This window comes from Paenibacillus mangrovi (genome assembly GCF_022898935.1).
GTDB classification, from domain to species: Bacteria; Bacillota; Bacilli; order Paenibacillales; family Paenibacillaceae; genus Paenibacillus_AQ; species Paenibacillus_AQ mangrovi.
The window spans coordinates 324,549-345,817 of the sequence record NZ_JALIRP010000001.1 but is presented as its reverse complement, the minus strand read 5'-3'; the positions used below and the strand labels follow the sequence as shown (position 1 = coordinate 345,817).

The following is a 21,269-nucleotide window of genomic DNA, read 5'->3' as shown; positions in this document are numbered from 1 at the left end:
TTCTGTGACTGCTTTTTGAAAAAAATCAAAAATGGGGAGCAGTACGGAGCTGGCTATCCGGCACTATGAGTTGGGCGAATCTGGATGATATCACCACTGTGGAAGCTCACTTCCCTCCTGTAACGCGGATCTCTTCTCCATTAACAAAACTATTAGCTGCTGACCCCAAGTAAACAATCAAATTGGCGACATCATCTGGCGTTCCAATCCTTCCCGGCGGAAAAGATTGTGCATACTCCTCCAGTACATTTGGTGGAAATATGTCCGTGACCCATTCCGACAAAGTCAGTTCAGGGATCACTACATTAGAGAAAATGCCGTCGGCTGCAAGTTCTAGCGCCAATGTCCGGCTAAAGCCGTGTAGCGCCGCTTTGCTCGTTACATTCGCGCTTTCATTCGGCTTGCCGCTGTGGACAAGGCTGGAGGAAACATGGATGAAACGACCCCATTTACTTTGTTTCATGAGTGGAACTGCCAGTTTCGTAACCAGGTAAGTACCTTTCACGGTCTGGTCGATAACGGAAAACCATGTTTCGCTCGAGCTCTCTGCGACCGGAGCGCCTTCGCCCCAGAAGACGGCGTTATTGACGAGCACATCCAGCCGATCATGATCGTTCTTGATTTGTTCAATCGCTTGATCAATGCTTTGGCGATTATTCAATGATAGCTGCAGTATACTGCAAGAACCACCGGACTGCCGAATTTCTTCGGCAGTCCGGTCAGCGTGGTTCCGGTTGCTGGAATACGTAATATAGACATGTGCTCCTTCGCCAGCGAATTTGCGGGCGGTTGCTTTGCCTATACCGCGTGATCCGCCTGTAATCATAACCACTTTTCCATCTAAACCATAATCCATCTTACCGCGCTCCTCTTGGCATCTCTTGAATGCGACTATTTTGGAAAGCGGTCAGCTTCCATTCTCCATTCTGCTTGACAATTACATTCGTATTAATCGATCCTCTGTCGTTAGAATCCTGGGCAGGCACGGCGAGTCGTGCTTCACCAATCGCGATTACAACGGCAACATCAGGCGTGATGAAGCGCGGCTGTAAGTCGGTGGTAGCGCTTGATACGAGGACGGTGCCCTTCAGCGGACCCGCGAACAGCATTTGATGTACATCGGCAATTTGCTTTCTTCCCTTCAGATGCTGTCCCATGAACGTTACATATTCAGCATCTTCTGTAAAGCAGCTACCGTAAAGCTCTCCGTCACCCTTGTTCCAAGCTTCGCTCAGCTTTGCAAATAATGCGCTGATATCTTTCAGATCTTCTTGGTGGTTTGTCATTTTAAATCTTCCTCTCCATAAATGAATTTGTTTGGTGGTTCATGAAGCGTGTGGTATACTGACGAGTGTAAGAATCTTAATCAGTAAACCATCTTAATTAATATGATATCTTAATCAATTAAGATAAACATATCATAACTTGGAGGTTTCTTTATGTCAAGGGATAATTTTCCTCCTGCTGTGCCCGAGCTCACATTAACGCAGCAGGCTTTGCTTCACGAACTGCGCCAAAACAGCGCGAGAGCCGTCATGTTTCATCAGCTGATCTCGGAAAAATTAGACCTAAACGCCACTGATCACAAGTGTCTCGATTTTCTAAACCATTCGGGCCAGGTAACCGCAGGTCAGTTAGCGGAGCTGACAGGACTGACTACAGGAGCGGTCACCAGCGTTATCGACCGCTTGGAGAAAGCAGGTTATGTCGTCAGAGACAAGGATCCGAACGATCGAAGACGCGTTGTCGTCAAGCCTGCTCCGGAAGGCGCGACTCATATTGCACCCATGTTCCAATCGGTTATGCAGTCAACGCTCAAGATCCTCTCGCAATATAACGAGCAGGAAATGGAGCTGATTCTTGACTTTATCAGGAAGTGCAATGAAATGACGCTAGAGGAAATGAACAAATTGAAAAATATAAGCGAGTCCTAAAGGAAAGATATGAAGAGCGGTAAGAAAACTTATATTCGAAGCCCTTTACGAAGTATGCCATTGCATAAGTGGAAGTTTTCATGCCGTAAGAGGAGTTACAGATGTTTCCATATGTTTGTGCTTAGTGACAGCTACTCTTTAGCCCTTAGCCTTAGAGCTTCGTTCCCCATTTATCCGGCCCAGCACTCGAGGATTGGTCTGTTGTCGTGGAACAAGTCGACGCGGTTTTCAGAAAGAAGACTTCCAACTCGCGGGCGACCTGTTCTGGAGCGTTCATGTCCGGCGCATTGTGCTTGAGGCCCGGAAGAATACGTGTGTAGAAGTGCGGCATTACGCTCTCCAGCGCCCGCGCCGCTTGAAAATAACCCGGGCTTTCAGCTCCCAATAGCAGCAACGTCTCGGCCGAAATTCCAGCATACGACGCGATGGCGGAGTCGGCGCGGGCGACTTCTCTGAGTTCGTTCGCGATGGTGGGCAGGAGGTCGACCATATCGAACTGTCCGGGATGCTGCTTCATCTCTTGGCGAATAGCTTCCAGGTGATCGTCGGGAATGTCATCAAACCCTAAACCGCGAAGGAACAATGTGAAGGCCTTGGCGGGATCCTGACGGGCGAGCGCTTCTTCGAAGGCGGAAAGCCATCCCATCGGTATCGAGCCGTCGATGGAAACGGCCGGATCATATAAGGTCAGTTTCCGTAACGGATAAGCCAGGGCCACCTCGAGTGCAACCAAGCCACCGAAGCTGTGTCCGAATAGTAACGAGGCCTGCGCTTCGGTCAATAGGGCGACAACATCCTCCCGTTCCTTTCGCAAGCTATACGCCTCACCCTGCGGCCCGCTGCCACCACGGCCGCGGCGGTCCATGACATATACCGTAAACCGGCCGGCAAGCTCGCGGGCGAGCACTTCGTAATTCTCCCCTTTGCGGGCGGTGCCGTGAACGATGACCAGACCTGGTCCCTTTCCAATCACGCGATACCCGATCATCGTCCCATCCGCGGAAACGACATTACCCGAGACAAATTGTTCCTCTGATGTTGGCATATTCCACCCCCCTTTCATTATCATATCCCCCTCCAAAATCCGACTATATGCCATTAATTGGTGTATTATACCTTTAAACACATTCAATTTCCAACCATATACCGGATCGTATCTGACAGCAAAGCTCCTGCGAGAAGAGTAATATACGCGATTGGCAGTGACTTAAACCTTGACATATAGAAACAGCATTCGGGCCCCCGCTCGATCCTATTATAATGCATGATTCGCATCGATTTTCACCTGAGCTCTGCGGTGAAACTGCCAAATCGCCAGACCAAACAAGATGCCTTCAACCAGAAACCACGGTTCAAAGAGCAGCAGATCCAGCATCATGAACATTCCGATATCCACAGTTTCCCAAAGGGAAAAGTCGAAGAAATGAATGGGCAGCACACCCAGCAGATAAAGTCCTTTTGTGACAAAACCATAGCTTGCGTGCAAAATCGGGATCAGACAGGCGCACCAAGAGACAACCAGCAGCGCCAACCGCACCATTTTTTGTTCCATGGGACGAGCAAGACCCAATGCAAGCAGCCCGGCCAACAACAAAGCAAAGGATGCTCCCCAGTTAGTGAGAGCCCATACTGGTTCAAATTTTTCCGTCATAGTGCCCGGCACGCCTATCGTGCCTCCGAGTGCAAAATACACATGGGGCGGGATATAAAGCACCGACCAGATTGCTGCCGCATACGCAGCCCAATGGGACTTTGCAGAGAATCTCATAGACTGCTGTTCTTCAGACTTGATTATCAATTGCTCCAGCTCCTTTTATCATCTATTTATAAGCTGATGATACAAGATAAAAGCTGGCCGGAAACGAGACCGTGGTTCCGTTTGGAGATACATCTGGAGAACCGTTTTCAGCAAGACTAGAATAAGAAATTTTCTTGGTGCATTAATCCGGCCGCATGAGCCCATGCTCCCATGCGAAGACAGCTGCCTTTGTGCGGTCAAGCATATGCAGCTTGCTTAAGATATTGCTGACATGGCCCTTCACCGTCTTCTCACTTATGAAAAGGCGCTCGGCGATCTCTGAGTTGGTGAGGCCTCCTGCGATGAGCCGCAGCACTTCCAATTCCCGCTCGCTAAGGATAGCAAACGGATTGGCCTCGGCTTTATTGGACGAGGCAGCTCGAATTTCCTGTACAACACGCGCTGCCACGCGGGGATTCATGGTGGATTCTCCGTTCATTTTTTTGTCCTCGTTAAATAATAGTTATCTAAAGTAATCATCGAACTCTTTCTGCTAAACATCAGAAGCGTTGGACTTTAGTTTATCTATACCTAGAAAATTAGGATCACCATAATTGAGTATTTCACTTCGCATTAAATATCCTTCTACGGATTCATCATGATACATCAAAGGTTTATTGAATAACATTCTTCTCACACCTTTTATTAACAAGAAAACCAGGCTATTTACTTTCGCCTGGTTTTCTTCTTATTATATTCAAAACTTTGAATATTTATTCGTTTTCCAATTAGTTTTGGAATATTCGTCTAAGCAATTATGAAACAATTCTAATTAATTATGGAATTTCACACTTCTCATATCTCTTTCTTCAATTCTCTATCTTACGAACACTTGCTGTACCCGCAATTTCCGCAAGTCTTACAGCCTTCGATATTAATCAGCGTCGCCGATCCGCAGGAAGGGCAAAGATCTACCGAGGCTTTCGGGTCGTCGTAGCGGTGGCCGTAGCCGCCGCCGTGTTCGGCCGTTTCAGGCGCCAGCGTTGCTGCCACCGGTGCCGGGTCATGATCTTCGTAGTCGGATTGCACATGCGTTTCGAGTGCTTTGGCCACGGCATCCGCAATGGACTCGACGCGGTTCGGGCCAAAGCCGATAGCTCCGGAACCGCCGATGCCCTTCAGATGCTTGATCAGCAGCTCGACCTTTTGGCCGTGATCTCCATAACGCAGGAACAGCGAGCAGACACGTCCGAGGGCTTCCGCCATCGCAAATACGTCCGAACCTGCTTTACCTACATTGAGGAAAATCTCGCTTGGAATCCCGTCTAGATCATTGATGGTGATATAGGCCATGCCAAACGGCGTGTTAATTTTATACGTTGCTCCGCGCAGCACTTGCGGGCGGCGCTTGTACTGCTTGTCGACGACCTTCGCTCTGGATTCGCTCGCTGCGGTTTGCAGCTTGGCCGCAGGCTCCTGAACCTCAGTTTCCTTCGCACTGGCCACTTCATTTATAGCTGTATCCTGCTTTTTATCTTCTTTTTTCTCGGTTTGCAGAACCTGCACATCGCGGCTGCCGTCACGGTAGATCGTTACGCCTTTGCAGCCCAGATCGAAGGCCAGCTCGTACAGACGTTTCGTTTCTTCTACTGTGAAGTCAGACGGACAGTTGGCTGTTTTGGAAATGGAGCTGTCAACCCAGCGCTGGATTGCCGCCTGTGCACGAATATGATCCTCAGCGGACAAGTCCATGGCGGTTACGAAGTAATCCGGCAGTTCTTCGCCAGGATGGGCGTCAAGCCAGTCTTGCGCGATCGGCACGAACTGCTCATCAAAGCCAAGACGGCTTTGGCGGAAATACTTGAAGGCAAAGTAAGGCTCAATGCCTGTCGAAGTGCCTACCATCGTTCCCGTGCTTCCCGTTGGCGCCTGCGTAATCACGGTTACGTTACGCATGCCCTTTTCACGAATGGCATTGCCGACTTCAGGATACTCTTCGGTCATATTTTTCATAAATCCGCTTTGCAGATACAGCTCTGCGTCGAATGCCGGGAAGGAACCCTTCTCCCCAGCAATCTCGGAAGATGCCAAATAAGCTTCGCGGGCAATAAATCCATACAGTTTATCCAGGAAATCCATGGATTCCGGGCTTCCATAGCGGATGTTCAGCTTGATCATCAGCTCAGCTAGACCCATGGTTCCGAGGCCTACGCGGCGCTCTTTCTTCTGGTTCTGCTCGTTTTCTTCGAAATGATAAGGTGTTTTGCTGATGACGTTATCCAGGAAACGCACGGAATAACGGGTGGTCAGTGCCAGTTCGTCCCATGCCACATCATGCTTTTCCTCATCGTAGAACTTCGAGAGGTTCATCGCAGACAGATTGCAGACGCCCCAGGCAGGCAGTCCCTGCTCGCCGCATGGATTCGTACAAATAATCGGATTGAAATACCAGCTGTTGGACATCTGGTTGTAGTATTCCATGAATACCACGCCAGGCTCTGCGGATTTCCAGGCCGATTCGATAATCGTATGCCAGATTTCACGCGCCTTGACGGTGCGGTAATGGATGACGCTGCGGCCTTCCTTCTTCCACTTGTCGAGATCTCCGTCCCATAATTCGTTATAGCCCGGCACGGTCGTATCCGGGAAGACGAGATCCCAATCGAGGTCCTCTTTGACAGCCTTCATAAAATCATTGCTTACGCATACGGACAAATTCGCATTCGTGACCTGCCCCATCGTTTGCTTAACGGTGATGAAATCAAGCACGTCTGGATGCCAGTCATTGATCATCAGCATCAACGCGCCTCTGCGGCTTCCGCCCTGCTCGATCAGACCGGTTGTGTAGCTGAACAGCCCCCCCCAGGATACAGCACCGCTGGACGAACCGTTTACGCCCTTAACGACGGCTCTGCGCGGACGCAAAGAAGACAGGTTGATGCCGACACCGCCGCCGCGTGCCATAATTTCCGTCATTTCAGACAGCGTGGCCATAATGCCCCCGCGGCTGTCTTTTGGCGATGGAATGACATAACAGTTGAACAAAGTCAGCTCATCGCTTGCTCCTGCTCCGGCTGCAATACGTCCGCCGGGAACCAGCTTCCAGTCGTCCAGAATGTAGCGGAACTTCTCCTGCCACTCGGCCTGAAGCTCAGGGGTTTCCTCCACGGAAGACATCGCTCCCGCCAGACGGTCCCACATTTCTTCCGGCGTTTTTTCTATATTTAAAGTCAATTTATCCACATGAGTTTCTACAAGCTCGCCGCGGCGGGTTTTAACCGTCACGATGCTGCCTTCGCGACCCACAATCTCTCCGACTTCCTTGGTAGGAAACTTCGGATCATCTTTAGTCAGCACGAGAACGACGTCCCCAACCTTTGCATGGCTGGTATCCGGGTCCTTCCAGGCATAACGGTCCAAAAAGATTTTTTCACTCAATCCTTCGAGCTTTTGTTTCTGCTGAATCATACCCAAACGAAACAACCTCCCACGATAATTGGCATTATTCAATAAACCATACGGAATGAACTGATGTACTAAAATCCAGCTCTTACTTTCGCTTCATCCCATCTAACAAGATATAAAGCGTATAAACACGTTTTCGCTCATCACGTACAATATCTTGTGTTCGAAATACATTATACTATACCACATATTGTAACTCTACAAAGATATCCTGAAATTTAAGGCATGTAAGCTCTTCAATATCGGACAACCTCTTCTTTTCTCCATCTATCTCACTTTTTGACACCGGTCCTTTGAAAATATTTTTGAAAATCTTTCCTGTGAGCACATGTGACCGTTCCTTCCAGCCCTGTTATGAACTCATCCGTTTACGTGCATACTACACAATACTTGGATATTACAAAATCCGATTTTAAGGAGCACCCGGGTTCGTTCCAAGAGCAAAGAACAGAACTTTATCAGTCTATATAATTTCGTGATTAAATGCCGCTACTTGTTTTATTGCAAAAATCCATATACGTATGTATACGAAAAATGAAGGAGGTACGGGGCATGAATACTTCCCAGCCTAGTGCAAGCGGACAGCCGCAGGAACTTCCGGTTCCTCTGCATATTGACCGCAGCTGGATTGAGCAGCTTAACAGCCGCCTTGAGAAAGGCGGGCCCTGGGGAGACTGGCGGCTTGCGCAGCTGGCGATCCAGGGGGAAGAAGCGCGCCTGGTAACCAGCTTTGACGAGCTGCAGTGCTTGAAGCATTTGCAGGGCCTCTCCCCGCTTCCACATCAGCTCGACACCGCGCACCGAGTGCTGTTCGAGATGTCCGGCAGAGCCATTTTGGCCGATGAGGTCGGACTCGGTAAAACGATAGAAGCCGGAATGATTTTAAAAGAATATATGATCCGCGGGCTCGTATCCAAAGTGCTGATTCTCGTGCCGGCTTCGCTTGTGCTGCAGTGGGTGCGCGAGCTGAACAGCAAATTCGGCATTCCCGCCGTTGCCCAGAAAAAAGCTTATACCTGGCACTCCGATGTCGTGGTTGCGTCTATCGATACGGCTAAGCGCGATCCGCATAAGGATTTCCTGCTTGAGCAGGAATACGACATGCTGATTATCGACGAGGCCCATAAGCTGAAGAACAAGAAAACGACAAACTATCAGTTCATTCAAAAGCTCCGCAAAAAATATTGTCTCCTGCTGACCGCCACACCGGTACAAAATGACATGAGCGAGCTATTTAACCTCATTACGCTGCTGAAGCCCGGTCAGCTTGGCCGCCAGGGCGATTTCGCCACTAATTTCGTGGTCGGCAAGCGCCAGCCGAAGAATCAGGATCAGCTTAAGGACGAGCTGGCCAAGGTCATGATCCGGAACCGCCGGGGCGAGGGACCCGTTCATTTTACCAAGCGCCATGTTAGCAACGTCAATCTTCAGCTGTCGCCCGAAGAACAAGCATTGTATGACGGTGTGACAGCCTTTGTCAAAGACCAATATAAGGCTTCCGGGGGAAATTTGAGCAGCATGCTGTCGCTCGTTACACTGCAGCGCGAAGTATGCAGCAGCCGCGACGCCGTATTTCTTACCCTGGTGAACCTTTCGAAAAAAATTCCGGACGAATCACCGCTCACGGCCAAGGTCTGGGAGCTGGTAAACGCCATTCGTGCGATCAAAGCCAATACGAAAGCTGAAAAAACGATCGAGCTGATTAAGCAAATGAATGAAAAGGTCATCGTATTCACCGAATACCGCGCAACCCAGGAGTACCTGCTCCAGTATTTTCAGAAGCACGGGCTGATCTGCGTACCTTACCGCGGCGGCATGAACCGGGGCAAAAAGGACTGGATGATGGATCTCTTCCGGGGACGCGCCCAGGTGATGATTGCAACCGAAGCCGGCGGTGAGGGGATCAACCTCCAATTTTGCCACCATATGATCAACTTCGACCTGCCGTGGAACCCCATGCGGGTAGAGCAGCGGATCGGGCGTGTTCACCGTCTCGGCCAGCAGAAGGACGTTCAAATTTACAACCTGTCCACCTCTGGTACGATCGAGGAGCATATTCTGCATCTGCTGCATGAAAAGATCAATATGTTCGAAATGGTTATCGGCGGTTTGGACGTTATTCTTGAGCATTTTGAAAAGCAGGAATCTCTTGAGAAAAGTCTGTACAAAATGTTCCTCGAATCTGATTCTAATGAAGAAATCCGCCAAAAGGTAAGTAATCTTGGCCAGACGCTGGATCAGATTAAACGCCAGGTTGAGGTTGATTACGAGTCGACATCCATGAGAGAGGAAGAAGCATAACATGAGCATGTCACAGCAGCAGGTTCAGGAGCACATGATGACCTATCTGGAAAGCACCGAATGCCGGATTATAGAGAAGTCGCCATGGCATGTTACGGTCAAGCTGTCTCCGCAGGCCGACAAACAGCTTACCAACCGGCCTTATTACTGGGGATTTGTCGAAAGAACTGGCGTCGAGCCGGAAACTCTATCCTTCACGTTCGTCTTTGACCCGGAGCAGTATGACAAAAAAGAGCAGCTAAACGCTTCGCAGCAGCCCCAGCAGGACAGCATTCTATCCCGCTATTTCGGTACGGCGCCCATGGTACCCCAGATCGGACCGGGAAGGATTCAGCGCGAGGATGTGGTTTACGGCAGCAGCAGGCTCCAGCAAATCTGGAACGCCGCCCGGCAGGAAGGCTCTTGCCTCTACCTGTTCGAGCAGCCGGCAGCGCTTCAGCGGGAGACTCTCTTCTCAGCGGCCTATGAACCCTGGCTTGGGATATGCTATAAGGTTGAAATGGCCTGCGACGTGAAAAAGGAAGAACTCCATTTTGTCGGAATATCGCTCGTAACCGGTAGGATCGTCTCTCCTTTTCCTGAACGTTTGCGGGGATTGGCTTTAAGTCCTCGTTTGCCTGAAAACATCCACATTCAGCCAGCCTCCATATCGCTTCCTCAGGCAGCCAGCTTACTTGAAGGCTATATGACCCGGCTGCTTGCGGAAATGGATTACGGCTGGGCTGAGCAGGCCAGGGAACGTTTGAATGAGGAGCTTGCTGTCATCGACATCTATTACGAGGATTTACTCAAAGAGCCGGATGAAGAAAAACTGGCCGCCATAAGGGAGCAATACAGCAACAGGCGCAGCGAAACGACATGGCAGTACGAACCCAAGGTGCATTTGTCCGTCATAACCTGCGGTCTATTTCATCTGAGGTCTATCCGGTAGATGACATTAGACAAAAGCAGGCAAAAATAGAACCGGATGCCAAGGTCACCACGCGACAGCTTGCAACAGTCTTTTCAAGGCTTGTCCTCTACACTTAAGGAAACGCCCGAAAACAAGAAAGGTGAAACGAATGAATATAATCCCCTTCACCGCCAAAGCGGCCGCCGCCCTTCTCCTTGCCCAGTGCCTGATGTCAGCCGGAACGAGTGCGGCTAATGCAGCCGGAGCAGCTGCAGCCACAACCTCCGTCAAACAGAATGTTTCTATAAATACAGCAGCCGCCTTAAAAAATATGGTTTTCAGTCAAAAATGGACTGCATCTGCTCCTTCTTCATTGCAAAGCTTTACGCAGGATGTGGTGAGCGAGCTATCCAGGCAGGATGCCTTTGAAAAATGGAAAAACGCCAGCATCTCCTACGATCCTCTTGGGCCGGGGACACACAGCTGGCTAGCTACGGTCAGCCAAAACGGCAAACCGATCGGCTATCTGATCCTGACTTCGACCGATGATGGAAATTACATGCTCAGTGAATATGGCCGGGATGACGAGATGCCATATAACACGCAAGCTCTCTACAACCGCTTGAAGCAGCTTGGCATTCTGAAAGTGGGTGCCAAGCTGCCTGCAGGCCTTAGTATTGAAGCGCAGTATGCTGCGCTGCTTCCGGTATGGAAGGTTTCGCAGCCAGGGAAGAATACGGTTTATATCCATGGAATCACTGCGGAGGAACTGCCTATAGATGCGCCTGATCGCAATTCGGTTAGCGGAGGTCTGACTCCACATCAGGGAATCCGGCTTTCAACGACTAGTTTGCCTGAGCAGCAGCGGACAAGCAATCCATACGACAATCTGTTATGGCTTTCATCGCCTAAGTTACCGGTTAAGGGAAACAGCGATCTGATTCAGGCCTTCAAAGCTGAGCACAACAGCCTAGTGTTTACGTCACCCGGCCATAATGCAAATTACGGAGCGCCATTTGCCATTACCGGACTTCATTCCTGGTCAACAGCAGGTAAGGAAAGTGTCGTTCTATACGCAGCTTCCGGAATTCATGGCAGCCGTTATTTGCCTACATCCTCACTTCTTTCCCTTGGCGAATTCCGCATTCTGAACTTATCTCATATATAAAACATTACAGCAAATGAAAAGACGCCTGCGCCGGTATTACCCGGTTAAGGCGTCTTTTTCCTCATCTTTGCTTCTTCCTGCCAGTTTGCCGCTTCATCAGCGTCAATCCGAGTGGAATCATCCCAAACCATTTTTCAGCCCAAGGTTCCTTCGGTTTGCTGCGCAGCTTCCGCTCTTCCTTGGGTGTTTCTATATACGTCACGAAACGTTCGGTAATGTATTTTACGAGTTCATCTCCACTGGCCATCCGCGCATCCCCTCCGCAGCTGTGATGATTATAGCTTACGCAAATCCGCGGTATTTTAAACAGGCCTTCAATTCATGCATTTTTTTCCGATTTTTGCACATTCTATTGCTGACCATACATCTTCGAAAGGATGGCCTTTACATATGATTAAGCTTCTACAGCTGACCGTTTCAGTCCTTATTGCCGCATCTCTTGCCCTGAGCTTTCCTGTACAGGTCATGTCTCAAACCGGCCCGGCCAAGGAAGTTAAGGAGCATCCTGCCTTTCCAACGGACGTCATTATCGTCGATGCAGGCCACGGGGGTATCGATGGAGGAACTTCTTTTCAGGATATCTTGGAAAAAGATATTAATCTGGCGATCTCACAAAAACTATTTATGCTGCTGCGCAGCAAAGGGTATCATGCCGTGCTGAACCGGACAGGCGATTACGCGCTCAGCGATGACAATCATTGGTTAAACAGCAGATCTAGACATCAACGGGATCTGGCCCAGCGAAAAGAACTTAGCCAGCAAATCCCTACACTGATCGTTGTCAGCCTTCATGTCAACTGGGGACGCAATACCGCAAAACGCGGCGGGCTGGTTCTCTTTCAAGATGAAGGACGTAGTGTCCTGCTTGCCTCTGCCATTCAACAGCAGCTCGACCTTCTCTATGGCACCAGGGGTTCCATCAAGCATGGCCGGCCCTTTTATTTGCTCAACCAGGTAGCCGATCCGGCGGTGATCGTCGAAACCGGCTTTTTGAGCAATGCAGAAGACCGTGCCATGTTGACGGACCGCAGAGGCCAGCTGAAAATCGCCCAAGCCATTGCAAATGGAATCAATTATTATTTGACGGTAATATAGGCGAAGGCTGCCAGCCCCAGATATCTCTGACTAGATCACTGATGCCTACAAAGGTAACACGGCCCTGCATGCTGGCAGCGCTGCTTCGCAGCACTTCCGCCGTCTTCTTGCCTTGAGTTCCTACATGGCCGATCGTGACGCAGTTGTCATGTTCTGTGGCGAATTCTTCGACGGCTTTCATCTGCTTGCTGATATGGCCGGTCGTGTGAAAATCATCAAGGAATATATGATTGGCGACGGGCGGCATGCCCATTCTCACGGCCAGTTTACCGACCACGGAGTGGTAGTTGGTTTTGCTATCGATAAAAAAAAGTCCCCTCTCCCGACAAACCGTAAGCACAATGGTCATAATTCGTTCGTCACCGGTAATTTTGGATCCCATATGGTTGTTCATGCCGATTGCATACGGGACATTATCAATGGCTTCTTCCACTTTCTTGCGGACTTCTTCATCGGTCATGTTGGCCGTAATAGCACCGGGACCAAGCCATTTAGGGTTTCCCTGCTTCGGTTCCATCGGCATATGGACAATAACATCGTAGCCTTTCTTATGAGCCAGCTCGGCGTCGTTACGTGTTGTCGGCAAAAATGGCATAATCGCAACCGTCAGCTTGATGGGCATGGACAGCATCTCTTCCGTTCCACCCTGGCCGTTCCCAAAGTCATCAATAATAACCGCAACCTTTTTTTCCTTATTTACAGGGTTTTGCGAGATCGGCTGAACGTCCTTGTTTATTGAAGGTGTTCCCATATTCGAGTCAAGCCCGCCTGACGAATTTTCAGCAGATACCGTAAGTGCAGGTGCGGCTGCAAGGAGCAAAGCCAATCCGGCGGCCTTCACGCAGATACGCCATTCATATTTTTTCCGTGATTTCAAGACCTTCTTCCTCCTTCTCATTGCAACGTTGGTCGTTTACCTCATTGTTTGAGAAAGCAGGAGGAAATATGTATTCACATCAGTAAAACGACTGCGGGAATAATTTCTTCAAAACTACCGTTTTTAGCCACCTCACCCTAACTTTTGACTTCTCATATGCTGCAAATATCGACGCGTCTCCGCTACAACCACTCCCGATAAACCCAATAGGGCAATCAAATTCGGCAGTGCCATAAGCCCATTCACAATATCTGCAAGCAGCCAAATTGCATCCAGTTTGATAAAAGCGCCAAAGGCAATCAAAAGTATAAATACGATGCGGTACGGCAGGATGGATTTCACGCCAAACAAATATGTGATACAACGCTCGCCGTAATAATTCCAGCCCAAAATCGTAGTAAATGCAAATAACATCAGACATACCGTCAAAATCATCGAACCATAAGGAATCGCGGCATCAAATGCCGCCTGAGTCATCATCGCCCCGCGCTCATCTCCCTGCCAGACCCCTGTCACGATCAAAGTTAGCCCTGTTAACGTACAAATAATGATCGTGTCAAAAAACGTACCGGTCATAGATACAAGTCCCTGTTCTGCCGGCCACTTGGTCTTTGCAGCCGCCGCTGCAATTGGAGCACTCCCCAGACCCGATTCATTGGAGAACACCCCTCGCGCGACCCCGCTCTGAATCGCCATCATAACCGTTGCGCCAAGAAAACCTCCGCCCGCTGCCGCCGGGTGAAACGCACTCTGAAAAACAAGGGCTACCGCATGCGGGATTTGGTCAATAAAAGTGATCAACACGACTAGACATGTGATGATATAAATGATGGCCATCACGGGGACAACCTTGGTCGACACTTGCGAAATGCTTTTGATTCCGCCCAATGTAACAAGTGCGGTTACCACTGTCATGATTCCCGCCGTCACAATCACGGGGATTCCCCAACTGGACTGCGTCGAAGACACGATCGCATTCACTTGTGGGAATGTCCCGATGCCGAAGAGTGCTACCAGTACACCACTTACGGCAAAAAATATAGCAAGCGGCTTGAATTTACTCCCAAGTCCCCGTTCAATATAATACATCGGTCCGCCGGAGACTTGTCCTTTGTCATCCGTGATCCGATACTTCACAGCTAATACACCTTCCGCATACTTCGTTGCCATCCCGAAAAACGCGGCCATCCACATCCAAAACAATGCTCCGGGACCCCCGATTTGGATTGCGGTCGCAACCCCAACAATGTTTCCTGTACCGACAGTCGCTGCAAGCGCCGTCGCCAAGGCACCGAAGCTCGACACATCACCTTCCCCTTCACTTTTGGCCTTGAACACCAGTCTTAAGGCAAGCGGCAGCCTCATAACCTGCAACAGACCGAGCCGGCATGTCAGCCATATCCCTGTTCCTACCAATAAAATGAGCAGCGGCGCCCCCCATACCCATTTGTTTAATTGCTCTAACACGTGCATTTCTTTTTCCCCCTCATGATGTTGTATTCTCTTAGACGACATGAAAAAAGAGCCAAATCCAAGGATTTGACTCTGGGGACAAATTTGCAGAATATTACGCCAAGCTATGTGAAACGATGCACATCTTTAGCGTGTACGAATTCGGGTAACCGATCCTGCAATCTCTGTCCTTTTACCTGAGAGTTTCAACGCGCTGTGAGATTCCTTCCCTTCACGCGTATTGCCCCTTCGGTGCTCCATGAATGGAGTCTCTCCAGAGTCCTGTCCACTTACGGTCCTGCCTCCCGAGACTGGGTATAATCCCACCTCTTCGGCGCCTGAGAGTTTTATGCCCCTTCGGCCAAGCTGCCGCTTGTCTCCCGTAAACTTCATCCAGTGTGTATGCAATTTTGATTGGTAACCATTATAGAATTCATTGTACGATTTGACAAGGATGTTTATTTGATTGGGTATAATTACCTTTATTGGCTTATGAAAATTTATCGAAAATGGGAATATACGAAGACGAGTTGGCATGTTTATAAAATGATAAGGGATACACCGATGGCCGTATCGCTTACGCTATATCGATTTGCCGCCGGCCAGGTGGACCACTTCATATCAAGAGAGGGGTAAGCTATGCGAATGAAACACAAATCCATGCTAGCCATGCTGACATTACTACTGATTGTAAGCGCATTGATGAGTGCTTGCGGAAGCAGCGGCGGTCAGGACACCAACTCTTCCCCGCCACCGGCGAAGAACAATGAAAAACCTGCCGATCCGGCACCTGAAGGTAAGACGGAAAAACCGAAGGAGCAGGTCTTCCGCTTCAATCTGCATTCGAATCCGCCATCGCTCGATCCCGCTCAAGTGCAAGACAACGTGGGGTTTGCCGTACTCACCGGACTGTACGAAGGGTTGACGCGGAGCGATGAAAACGGTAAAGCCATTCCAGGCACGGCAGAGAAGTGGGAAGTCTCTCCAGATGGACTCAAGTACACCTTCCATTTGCGGAAGGACGCAAAATGGTCGAACGGAGATCCCGTGACTGCGGCTGACTTTGAGTTCGCGTGGAAGCGAGTGCTCGATCCGAAACTAGAGCCGGCGCCACCATACGCCTATCAGATGTACTATATCAAGGGCGCTGAAGCGTATAACACCGGAAAAAACGCCGACCCGAATTCGGTCGCCGTCAAGGCCGTCGATGCCAATACGCTTGAGGTCGAGTTAGAGCACTCCACTCCGTATTTTTTAGGCCTTCTTTCATTCTCGACCTATTTCCCGGTACATTCCTCTGTGAAAAACAATCCGAAGTGGGCATCCGACGCAAGTACCATCATTTCGAACGGTCCGTTCAAAATGAGCGAATGGAAGCAGCAGAGCTCGCTTGAGATCGTTAAGAATGAGAATTACTACGCTAAGGACGAAATTAAATTCACCAAAGTGCAGATGACCATGGTAGATGATGCCGGCTCGGAATTGAATATGTACGAGACCGACCAGCTCGATTTTGCCGGCATGCCGACCGGACGCATTCCAAACGAACAGATTCCGATTTTGAAGCAGACGAAGCCGAACGAAATGGAGATTAAGGGTATCGCCTCCAGCTACTACTATTTGTTCAACAATAAACAGAAGCCGTTTGATAACGTCAACATCCGCAAAGCGCTGGCGATGGCGATCGACCGCCAGTTGATCGTCGATAAGGTGACTCTTGGCGGACAACTGCCCGCATTTGGCGTTGTTTCTCCGGGAATCGCGGGTGAGAACGGCGAATTCCGCTCCGAACACAAGAACGATTATTTCAAGGAAAATGTAGAGGAAGCAAAGGCACTGCTGCAAAAGGGGCTCAGTGAGGAGGGGCTCTCTGCCATGCCTGAATTTACGCTCATCTACAATACCGATGAAAACCATAAAAAGGTGGCCGAGGCCATCGTCGACATGTGGAGCAAAAATCTAGGCATCAAAGTAAAAATCGAGAATCAGGAATTTGGCGTCTTCCTGAAGAACCGTACCTCGCTCAACTATCAAATGTCACGAGCCGGATGGCAAGCCGATTACAACGACCCGATGACCTTTCTCGATCTGTACATGACCGGAAGCGGCAACAATGATATCGGATACAGCAATCCGGAATACGACAAGCTCGTTCACGAGGCGAAGCAATCGCTTGATAACAAGCAGCGGATGGAATTGATGGCGAAAGCGGAGCGCATATTGATCGAGCAGGATCAGGCCATTCTTCCGCTGTACTACTATACAAACGTCGCGCTCAAGAAATCCAATCTTAAAAACGTGTTTATCGACTACCAAGGAAACATCATCTTCAACCGGGGTTACTTCGAATAACGGCGCAGTTCGCGCCCTGCCCGGTATGAAGTCCGTTCGGGATGCACTTGGCCATTTGCCGGTGCGTCCCGCTTCTTCATATCCGTGGTGGAATGAACATGACTAGAAGGAGGATGTCCATGATTCGGTACTCCTTGACCAAGCTGTTCTATCTCATTCTGTCGCTGTGGGTGCTGGCTTCCGTCACATTTTTGCTCATGAAGGCCATTCCCGGCGATCCGTTCATGTCCGAAAAAGCGGTTCCGCCCGAAATTCGCGCCCGACTGATGGCCCAATACGGACTGGATAAACCGCTGTATGAGCAATATTTCGTCTACTTATCCAACCTGGCGAAAGGTGATCTGGGCATCTCGATGAAAATGCAGGACCGCGAAGTCGGACAGATGATTCGTGATGCCTTCCCCTACTCCCTAAAGCTCGGCGTTGTCTCGATTATCGTCTCCGTCGTCATCGGCGTCAGCCTGGGCATGGTCGCAGCGCTGCGGCATCGCAAGCTGCTCGACTCCGCCTCGATGGTCATCGCCGTTCTGGGCGTTTCGGTCCCCAGTTTCGTGCTCGCCTCCTTCTTCCAATATAGTTTCGGCGTGAAGCTGAAATGGCTGCATGTCGTCGGCCTGAACGGTCCGCTTGATTACATTATGCCAACCCTGGCGCTCTCCGCCCTGCCTATCGCCTTCATTGCTCGCCTGACGCGCTCGAATATGCTGGAAGTGTTGACTGCCGATTATATTAAGACAGCCAAGGCAAAAGGCTTATCTGGCGGTGCCATCATCCGCCGGCATGTACTGCGCAACGGCATTCTGCCTGTTGTCACTTATCTTGGACCGCTCACGGCCAACGTAGTGACAGGCTCCTTCATCATCGAGCAAATTTTCGGAATCGGTGGGCTCGGCAAAATATTCGTCACGAGCATCAGCAACCGCGACTACTCGCTCATTATGGGTATTACCCTATTCTATGGGCTTATTCTGATGTGCGCCCGCTTCATCACCGACATCGCGTACGGAATCATCGATCCCCGCATCACTCTTATCTCGAGAAAGGAGAAGGCCGCATGACAATGCACCATTCCTCCTCTGCCGAAGTATACACTCTGAGCCCGGAAGATTTCCGGAAGGCGGACGTCAGCGAACATGCGGCGGAAGCGATCGAACAGGAAGGCGCATCCGCATGGCGCGACGCCTGGCTGCGTCTGCGCGGCAACCGGGTTGCCATGACGGGGCTTGTCTTCTTGCTGCTCATCATCGTCATGGCTATTATTGGCCCGATGCTGACTCCTTACAATTACTACTCCAATAATCTGGAGAAGACGAACCTGCCGCCTTCCTCCGAGCATTGGTTCGGCACGGACGATCTCGGCCGCGACATGTTCGCCCGTACGTGGATGGGCGCCCGTATTTCTCTTACTGTCGGCTTCTCCGCCGCGGCCATCAATCTCGTCATCGGTGTTATCTACGGCGGAATCATGGGTTATATCGGCGGACGTCTCGACGAGGTAATGAACAAAATCTCTGAAATCATCTATTCCATTCCCGATCTGCTGGTGGCGATTCTGCTCGTCGTTGTCTTCGAACCGAGCCTGGGAACGATTATTTTGGCGCTGTGCGTGACCGGCTGGATCAATATGTCCTGGATCGTGCGCGGGGAGATGATGCAGCTCAAAAATCAGGAATACACCCTCGCCTCCCGTTCCCTAGGATCATCGGGCATGCGCATTCTATTCCGGCATCTCCTACCGAACGCGATGGGCCCGATTATCGTCACCTTGACCTTGGCGGTGCCGGCAGCCATCTTCAGTGAAGCAGTACTGAGCTTCCTTGGGCTAGGCGTACAATCGCCGGCCGCATCATGGGGGACAATGATTAACGACGCGCTCAAGACCATGATAATTTATCCTTGGCGCCTTGCCTTCCCTGCGCTGTTCATCAGTTTGATGATGCTGTGCTTTAATCTGTTCGGAGACGGGCTGCGCGATGCACTCGATCCGAAGATGAAAAAATAAAGACAAGGAGGGTTCGCCCATGAAAGCGTTGCTAGAAGTCCAAGATCTCCGCGTCTCCTTCCACGTCCGCGGCGGCGAGGTGCAAGCCGTGCGCGGCATCGGATTCCATGTTCAGCCCGGCGAGGCCGTCGCCATCGTCGGCGAATCCGGCTGCGGCAAGAGCGTGACCGCCCAAGCGATCATGCGCCTTCTGCCGCAGCCTCCCGCCCGCATTCATCAAGGAGCAATCCGATTCCAAGGAAAAGATCTGCTGCGCATGAAGGAACGGGAAATGCAGTCCATCCGGGGCAAGGATATCGGGATGATCTTTCAGGATCCAATGACTTCGCTGAATCCGACGATGACGATCGGCCGCCAGATTACCGAGGTGCTGACAAAGCATCAGCACATGACAGCGCAGGAAGCCAAGCGGCGGGCAATAGAGATGCTGGAGATGGTCGGCATCCCCCATCCAGCCTCACGCTTCTCACAATATCCGCATGAGTTCTCCGGCGGCATGAGGCAGCGGGCCATGATCGCTATTAGCTTGGCCTGCCGTCCTATGCTACTCATCGCGGACGAGCCGACGACGGCGCTCGACGTGACGATTCAGGCCCAGATTCTGAGCGTGCTAAAATCTCTGCAGCGCGAATTTGGGACATCGATTATTTTGATTACGCATGATCTTGGCATTGTGGCGGATCTGTGCGACCGCGTTATCGTCATGTACGCGGGGCAAATCGTCGAGACCGGCACGAAGCAGGAAATATTCAAGCAGCCGCAGCATCCGTATACACGAGGCCTACTGCGTTCCCTGCCGAGGATTGATCAGAGTAAAGATGAACCGCTCGTGCCGATTTATGGTACGCCGCCCGATCTGGCCAAACCGCCGACAGGCTGCCCTTTCTGGGCTCGCTGCAACCACACGATGAGTATCTGCCAGCAGCGGCAGCCAGAATCAACCGCCAGCAGCGGAACCCACAGCGCGAGCTGCTGGCTGCTTCATCCGCTGGCACGGGAGGTGGCCAGATGAGCACAGAGCCATTGCTCCGGATTAACCGGATGAGCAAGCATTTCCATCTTGGACGGGGCCAAACGCTGAAGGCCGTCAATAACATCAGCTTCACCGTCCGCAGAGGAGAGACGCTCGGGATGGTAGGCGAATCGGGGTGCGGCAAATCGACGGCGGGACGGACGATCCTCCGCTTGTACGAGCCGACGGAAGGGGAAGCCTGGTACGGAGATACGAATATTTACCGGCTCAAACCGCGGCAGCTCAAGGCACTCCGCCGTGAGATGCAGATGATCTTCCAAGACCCGTACGCATCGCTGAATCCACGCATGACCATTATGGACATTATCGGGGAAGCGCTGGATATTCACCGTCTCGCCGACAGCCGTTCCGCGCGCAGGAAGCGGGTCGAGGAGCTGCTTTATCTGGTCGGACTTAATCCCGATCATGCCACCCGCTACCCACATGAGTTCTCGGGAGGCCAGCGCCAACGCATCGGAATTGCGCGCGCACTGGCTGTCGATCCGAAGTTCATCATTTGCGACGAGCCGATCTCGGCGCTTGACGTATCGATACAGGCTCAGGTCGTCAATCTATTGAAAGATCTTCAGAAGCGTCTTGGACTGACTTACCTGTTCATAGCGCATGATCTGTCCATGGTCAAGCATATCAGCGATCGAGTTGCCGTCATGTACTTGGGTCAGATCGTGGAACTGGCCGACAGCGGTACGCTGTATGTCGAGCCACTTCACCCGTATACACGCGCGCTCATGTCCGCCATTCCCGTCCCCGATCCCGACATAGAGGCCGGCAAGGAACGCATCGTGCTGAGCGGCGAGCTTCCGAGTCCGCTGCATCCGCCGAGCGGCTGTCCCTTCCGGACGCGGTGCCCGTATGCGGTCGAGAGCTGCGCCGAGCGCAAGCCTGAGCTCCGGGAAGCGAAGCCGGGACATGATGTCGCCTGCCATCTGGTTTGAGCTGACCGACCCGAACAAATAAAAA

19 protein-coding genes and 1 riboswitch are annotated in these 21,269 nt (G+C 51.0%); of the genes, 10 read left to right on the top strand and 9 right to left on the bottom strand.

Annotated features, from left to right (window positions below; translation table 11 throughout):
- Window positions 1-106 precede the first annotated feature (106 nt).
- Window positions 107-856, bottom strand: coding sequence for an SDR family NAD(P)-dependent oxidoreductase (locus MUG84_RS01515; protein WP_244718407.1), 750 nt, complete (start codon window positions 854-856; stop codon window positions 107-109).
- A gap of 1 nt (window position 857) precedes the next feature.
- Window positions 858-1,286, bottom strand: a complete 429-nt coding sequence (locus MUG84_RS01510) for an SgcJ/EcaC family oxidoreductase (protein WP_244718403.1) — start codon at window positions 1,284-1,286, stop codon at window positions 858-860.
- 153 nt (window positions 1,287-1,439) lie between these two features.
- On the opposite strand from MUG84_RS01510, the gene MUG84_RS01505 reads away from it, so the two are divergent.
- The gene (locus MUG84_RS01505) at window positions 1,440-1,934 is read left to right on the top strand and encodes a MarR family winged helix-turn-helix transcriptional regulator (protein ID WP_244718400.1); all 495 of its coding nucleotides are present in this window, start codon (window positions 1,440-1,442) and stop codon (window positions 1,932-1,934) included.
- Window positions 1,935-2,085: 151 nt separating this feature from the next.
- Here MUG84_RS01505 and MUG84_RS01500 read toward each other — a convergent pair whose 3' ends face one another.
- From MUG84_RS01500 to MUG84_RS01485, 4 genes are all read right to left on the bottom strand, one after another.
- Window positions 2,086-2,979 (bottom strand): alpha/beta fold hydrolase, encoded by an 894-nt coding sequence (locus MUG84_RS01500; RefSeq protein ID WP_244718397.1) that lies wholly within the window; start codon window positions 2,977-2,979, stop codon window positions 2,086-2,088.
- A 210-nt stretch (window positions 2,980-3,189) separates the two neighbouring features.
- Entirely contained in the window at window positions 3,190-3,732 is a 543-nt protein-coding gene (locus tag MUG84_RS01495; protein WP_244718394.1) for a DUF3995 domain-containing protein, read from the bottom strand.
- A 142-nt stretch (window positions 3,733-3,874) separates the two neighbouring features.
- The gene (locus MUG84_RS01490) at window positions 3,875-4,171 is read right to left on the bottom strand and encodes a response regulator transcription factor (protein WP_280521116.1); all 297 of its coding nucleotides are present in this window, start codon (window positions 4,169-4,171) and stop codon (window positions 3,875-3,877) included.
- A gap of 383 nt (window positions 4,172-4,554) precedes the next feature.
- Window positions 4,555-7,140, bottom strand: a complete 2,586-nt coding sequence (locus tag MUG84_RS01485; RefSeq protein ID WP_244720876.1) for an adenosylcobalamin-dependent ribonucleoside-diphosphate reductase — start codon at window positions 7,138-7,140, stop codon at window positions 4,555-4,557.
- A gap of 549 nt (window positions 7,141-7,689) precedes the next feature.
- On the opposite strand from MUG84_RS01485, the gene MUG84_RS01480 reads away from it, so the two are divergent.
- The 3 genes from MUG84_RS01480 to MUG84_RS01470 all read left to right on the top strand — a co-directional run bounded on the left by MUG84_RS01480 (window position 7,690) and on the right by MUG84_RS01470 (window position 11,498).
- Window positions 7,690-9,438, top strand: coding sequence for a DEAD/DEAH box helicase (locus tag MUG84_RS01480; RefSeq protein ID WP_244718391.1), 1,749 nt, complete (start codon window positions 7,690-7,692; stop codon window positions 9,436-9,438).
- Window position 9,439: 1 nt separating this feature from the next.
- Window positions 9,440-10,369 (top strand): YqhG family protein, encoded by a 930-nt coding sequence (locus MUG84_RS01475; RefSeq protein WP_244718388.1) that lies wholly within the window; start codon window positions 9,440-9,442, stop codon window positions 10,367-10,369.
- Window positions 10,370-10,499: 130 nt separating this feature from the next.
- Window positions 10,500-11,498 (top strand): hypothetical protein, encoded by a 999-nt coding sequence (locus MUG84_RS01470; protein ID WP_244718385.1) that lies wholly within the window; start codon window positions 10,500-10,502, stop codon window positions 11,496-11,498.
- A 61-nt stretch (window positions 11,499-11,559) separates the two neighbouring features.
- Here MUG84_RS01470 and MUG84_RS01465 read toward each other — a convergent pair whose 3' ends face one another.
- Window positions 11,560-11,745, bottom strand: a complete 186-nt coding sequence (locus tag MUG84_RS01465) for a YqzE family protein (protein WP_244718382.1) — start codon at window positions 11,743-11,745, stop codon at window positions 11,560-11,562.
- A 143-nt stretch (window positions 11,746-11,888) separates the two neighbouring features.
- Here MUG84_RS01465 and MUG84_RS01460 point away from each other — a divergent pair, with 143 nt between their 5' ends.
- Window positions 11,889-12,593, top strand: a complete 705-nt coding sequence (locus MUG84_RS01460; RefSeq protein WP_244718379.1) for an N-acetylmuramoyl-L-alanine amidase — start codon at window positions 11,889-11,891, stop codon at window positions 12,591-12,593.
- Here the strand turns inward: MUG84_RS01460 and MUG84_RS01455 are convergent.
- Window positions 12,568-13,470 (bottom strand): divergent polysaccharide deacetylase family protein, encoded by a 903-nt coding sequence (locus tag MUG84_RS01455; protein WP_244718376.1) that lies wholly within the window; start codon window positions 13,468-13,470, stop codon window positions 12,568-12,570. The two genes, MUG84_RS01460 and MUG84_RS01455, sit on opposite strands and share 26 nt — an antisense overlap.
- Window positions 13,471-13,602: 132 nt before the next feature.
- Window positions 13,603-14,943 (bottom strand): alanine/glycine:cation symporter family protein, encoded by a 1,341-nt coding sequence (locus MUG84_RS01450; protein WP_244718373.1) that lies wholly within the window; start codon window positions 14,941-14,943, stop codon window positions 13,603-13,605.
- Between the two features lie 154 nt (window positions 14,944-15,097).
- Window positions 15,098-15,210, bottom strand: a riboswitch (glycine riboswitch).
- A gap of 357 nt (window positions 15,211-15,567) precedes the next feature.
- On the opposite strand from MUG84_RS01450, the gene MUG84_RS01445 reads away from it, so the two are divergent.
- The 5 genes from MUG84_RS01445 to MUG84_RS01425 all read left to right on the top strand — a co-directional run bounded on the left by MUG84_RS01445 (window position 15,568) and on the right by MUG84_RS01425 (window position 21,244).
- Window positions 15,568-17,274, top strand: coding sequence for a peptide ABC transporter substrate-binding protein (locus MUG84_RS01445; protein WP_244718354.1), 1,707 nt, complete (start codon window positions 15,568-15,570; stop codon window positions 17,272-17,274).
- 119 nt (window positions 17,275-17,393) lie between these two features.
- A complete protein-coding gene (locus MUG84_RS01440) occupies window positions 17,394-18,332 on the top strand; it encodes an ABC transporter permease (protein ID WP_244720874.1) in 939 nt (312 codons plus the stop codon).
- Entirely contained in the window at window positions 18,329-19,276 is a 948-nt protein-coding gene (locus tag MUG84_RS01435) for an ABC transporter permease (RefSeq protein WP_244718351.1), read from the top strand. The genes MUG84_RS01440 and MUG84_RS01435 overlap by 4 nt, the downstream gene beginning before the upstream one ends.
- 19 nt (window positions 19,277-19,295) lie before the next feature.
- Window positions 19,296-20,288, top strand: coding sequence for an ABC transporter ATP-binding protein (locus MUG84_RS01430; protein WP_244718348.1), 993 nt, complete (start codon window positions 19,296-19,298; stop codon window positions 20,286-20,288).
- Window positions 20,285-21,244, top strand: a complete 960-nt coding sequence (locus MUG84_RS01425) for an ABC transporter ATP-binding protein (protein ID WP_280521115.1) — start codon at window positions 20,285-20,287, stop codon at window positions 21,242-21,244. The genes MUG84_RS01430 and MUG84_RS01425 overlap by 4 nt, the downstream gene beginning before the upstream one ends.
- The last annotated feature ends 25 nt before the right edge of the window (window positions 21,245-21,269 follow it).

Coding starts and splice junctions, on each gene's coding strand:
- MUG84_RS01510 (WP_244718403.1), bottom strand. CDS start 1,286: ATGACAAACCACCAAGAAGATCTGAAAGATATCAGCGCATTATTTGCA.
- MUG84_RS01430 (WP_244718348.1), top strand. CDS start 19,296: ATGAAAGCGTTGCTAGAAGTCCAAGATCTCCGCGTCTCCTTCCACGTC.
- MUG84_RS01440 (WP_244720874.1), top strand. CDS start 17,394: ATGATTCGGTACTCCTTGACCAAGCTGTTCTATCTCATTCTGTCGCTG.
- MUG84_RS01475 (WP_244718388.1), top strand. CDS start 9,440: ATGAGCATGTCACAGCAGCAGGTTCAGGAGCACATGATGACCTATCTG.
- MUG84_RS01425 (WP_280521115.1), top strand. CDS start 20,285: ATGAGCACAGAGCCATTGCTCCGGATTAACCGGATGAGCAAGCATTTC.
- MUG84_RS01505 (WP_244718400.1), top strand. CDS start 1,440: ATGTCAAGGGATAATTTTCCTCCTGCTGTGCCCGAGCTCACATTAACG.
- MUG84_RS01515 (WP_244718407.1), bottom strand. CDS start 856: ATGGATTATGGTTTAGATGGAAAAGTGGTTATGATTACAGGCGGATCA.
- MUG84_RS01490 (WP_280521116.1), bottom strand. CDS start 4,171: ATGAACGGAGAATCCACCATGAATCCCCGCGTGGCAGCGCGTGTTGTA.
- MUG84_RS01500 (WP_244718397.1), bottom strand. CDS start 2,979: ATGCCAACATCAGAGGAACAATTTGTCTCGGGTAATGTCGTTTCCGCG.
- MUG84_RS01485 (WP_244720876.1), bottom strand. CDS start 7,140: ATGATTCAGCAGAAACAAAAGCTCGAAGGATTGAGTGAAAAAATCTTT.
- MUG84_RS01480 (WP_244718391.1), top strand. CDS start 7,690: ATGAATACTTCCCAGCCTAGTGCAAGCGGACAGCCGCAGGAACTTCCG.
- MUG84_RS01445 (WP_244718354.1), top strand. CDS start 15,568: ATGAAACACAAATCCATGCTAGCCATGCTGACATTACTACTGATTGTA.
- MUG84_RS01465 (WP_244718382.1), bottom strand. CDS start 11,745: ATGGCCAGTGGAGATGAACTCGTAAAATACATTACCGAACGTTTCGTG.
- MUG84_RS01470 (WP_244718385.1), top strand. CDS start 10,500: ATGAATATAATCCCCTTCACCGCCAAAGCGGCCGCCGCCCTTCTCCTT.
- MUG84_RS01450 (WP_244718373.1), bottom strand. CDS start 14,943: ATGCACGTGTTAGAGCAATTAAACAAATGGGTATGGGGGGCGCCGCTG.
- MUG84_RS01435 (WP_244718351.1), top strand. CDS start 18,329: ATGACAATGCACCATTCCTCCTCTGCCGAAGTATACACTCTGAGCCCG.
- MUG84_RS01460 (WP_244718379.1), top strand. CDS start 11,889: ATGATTAAGCTTCTACAGCTGACCGTTTCAGTCCTTATTGCCGCATCT.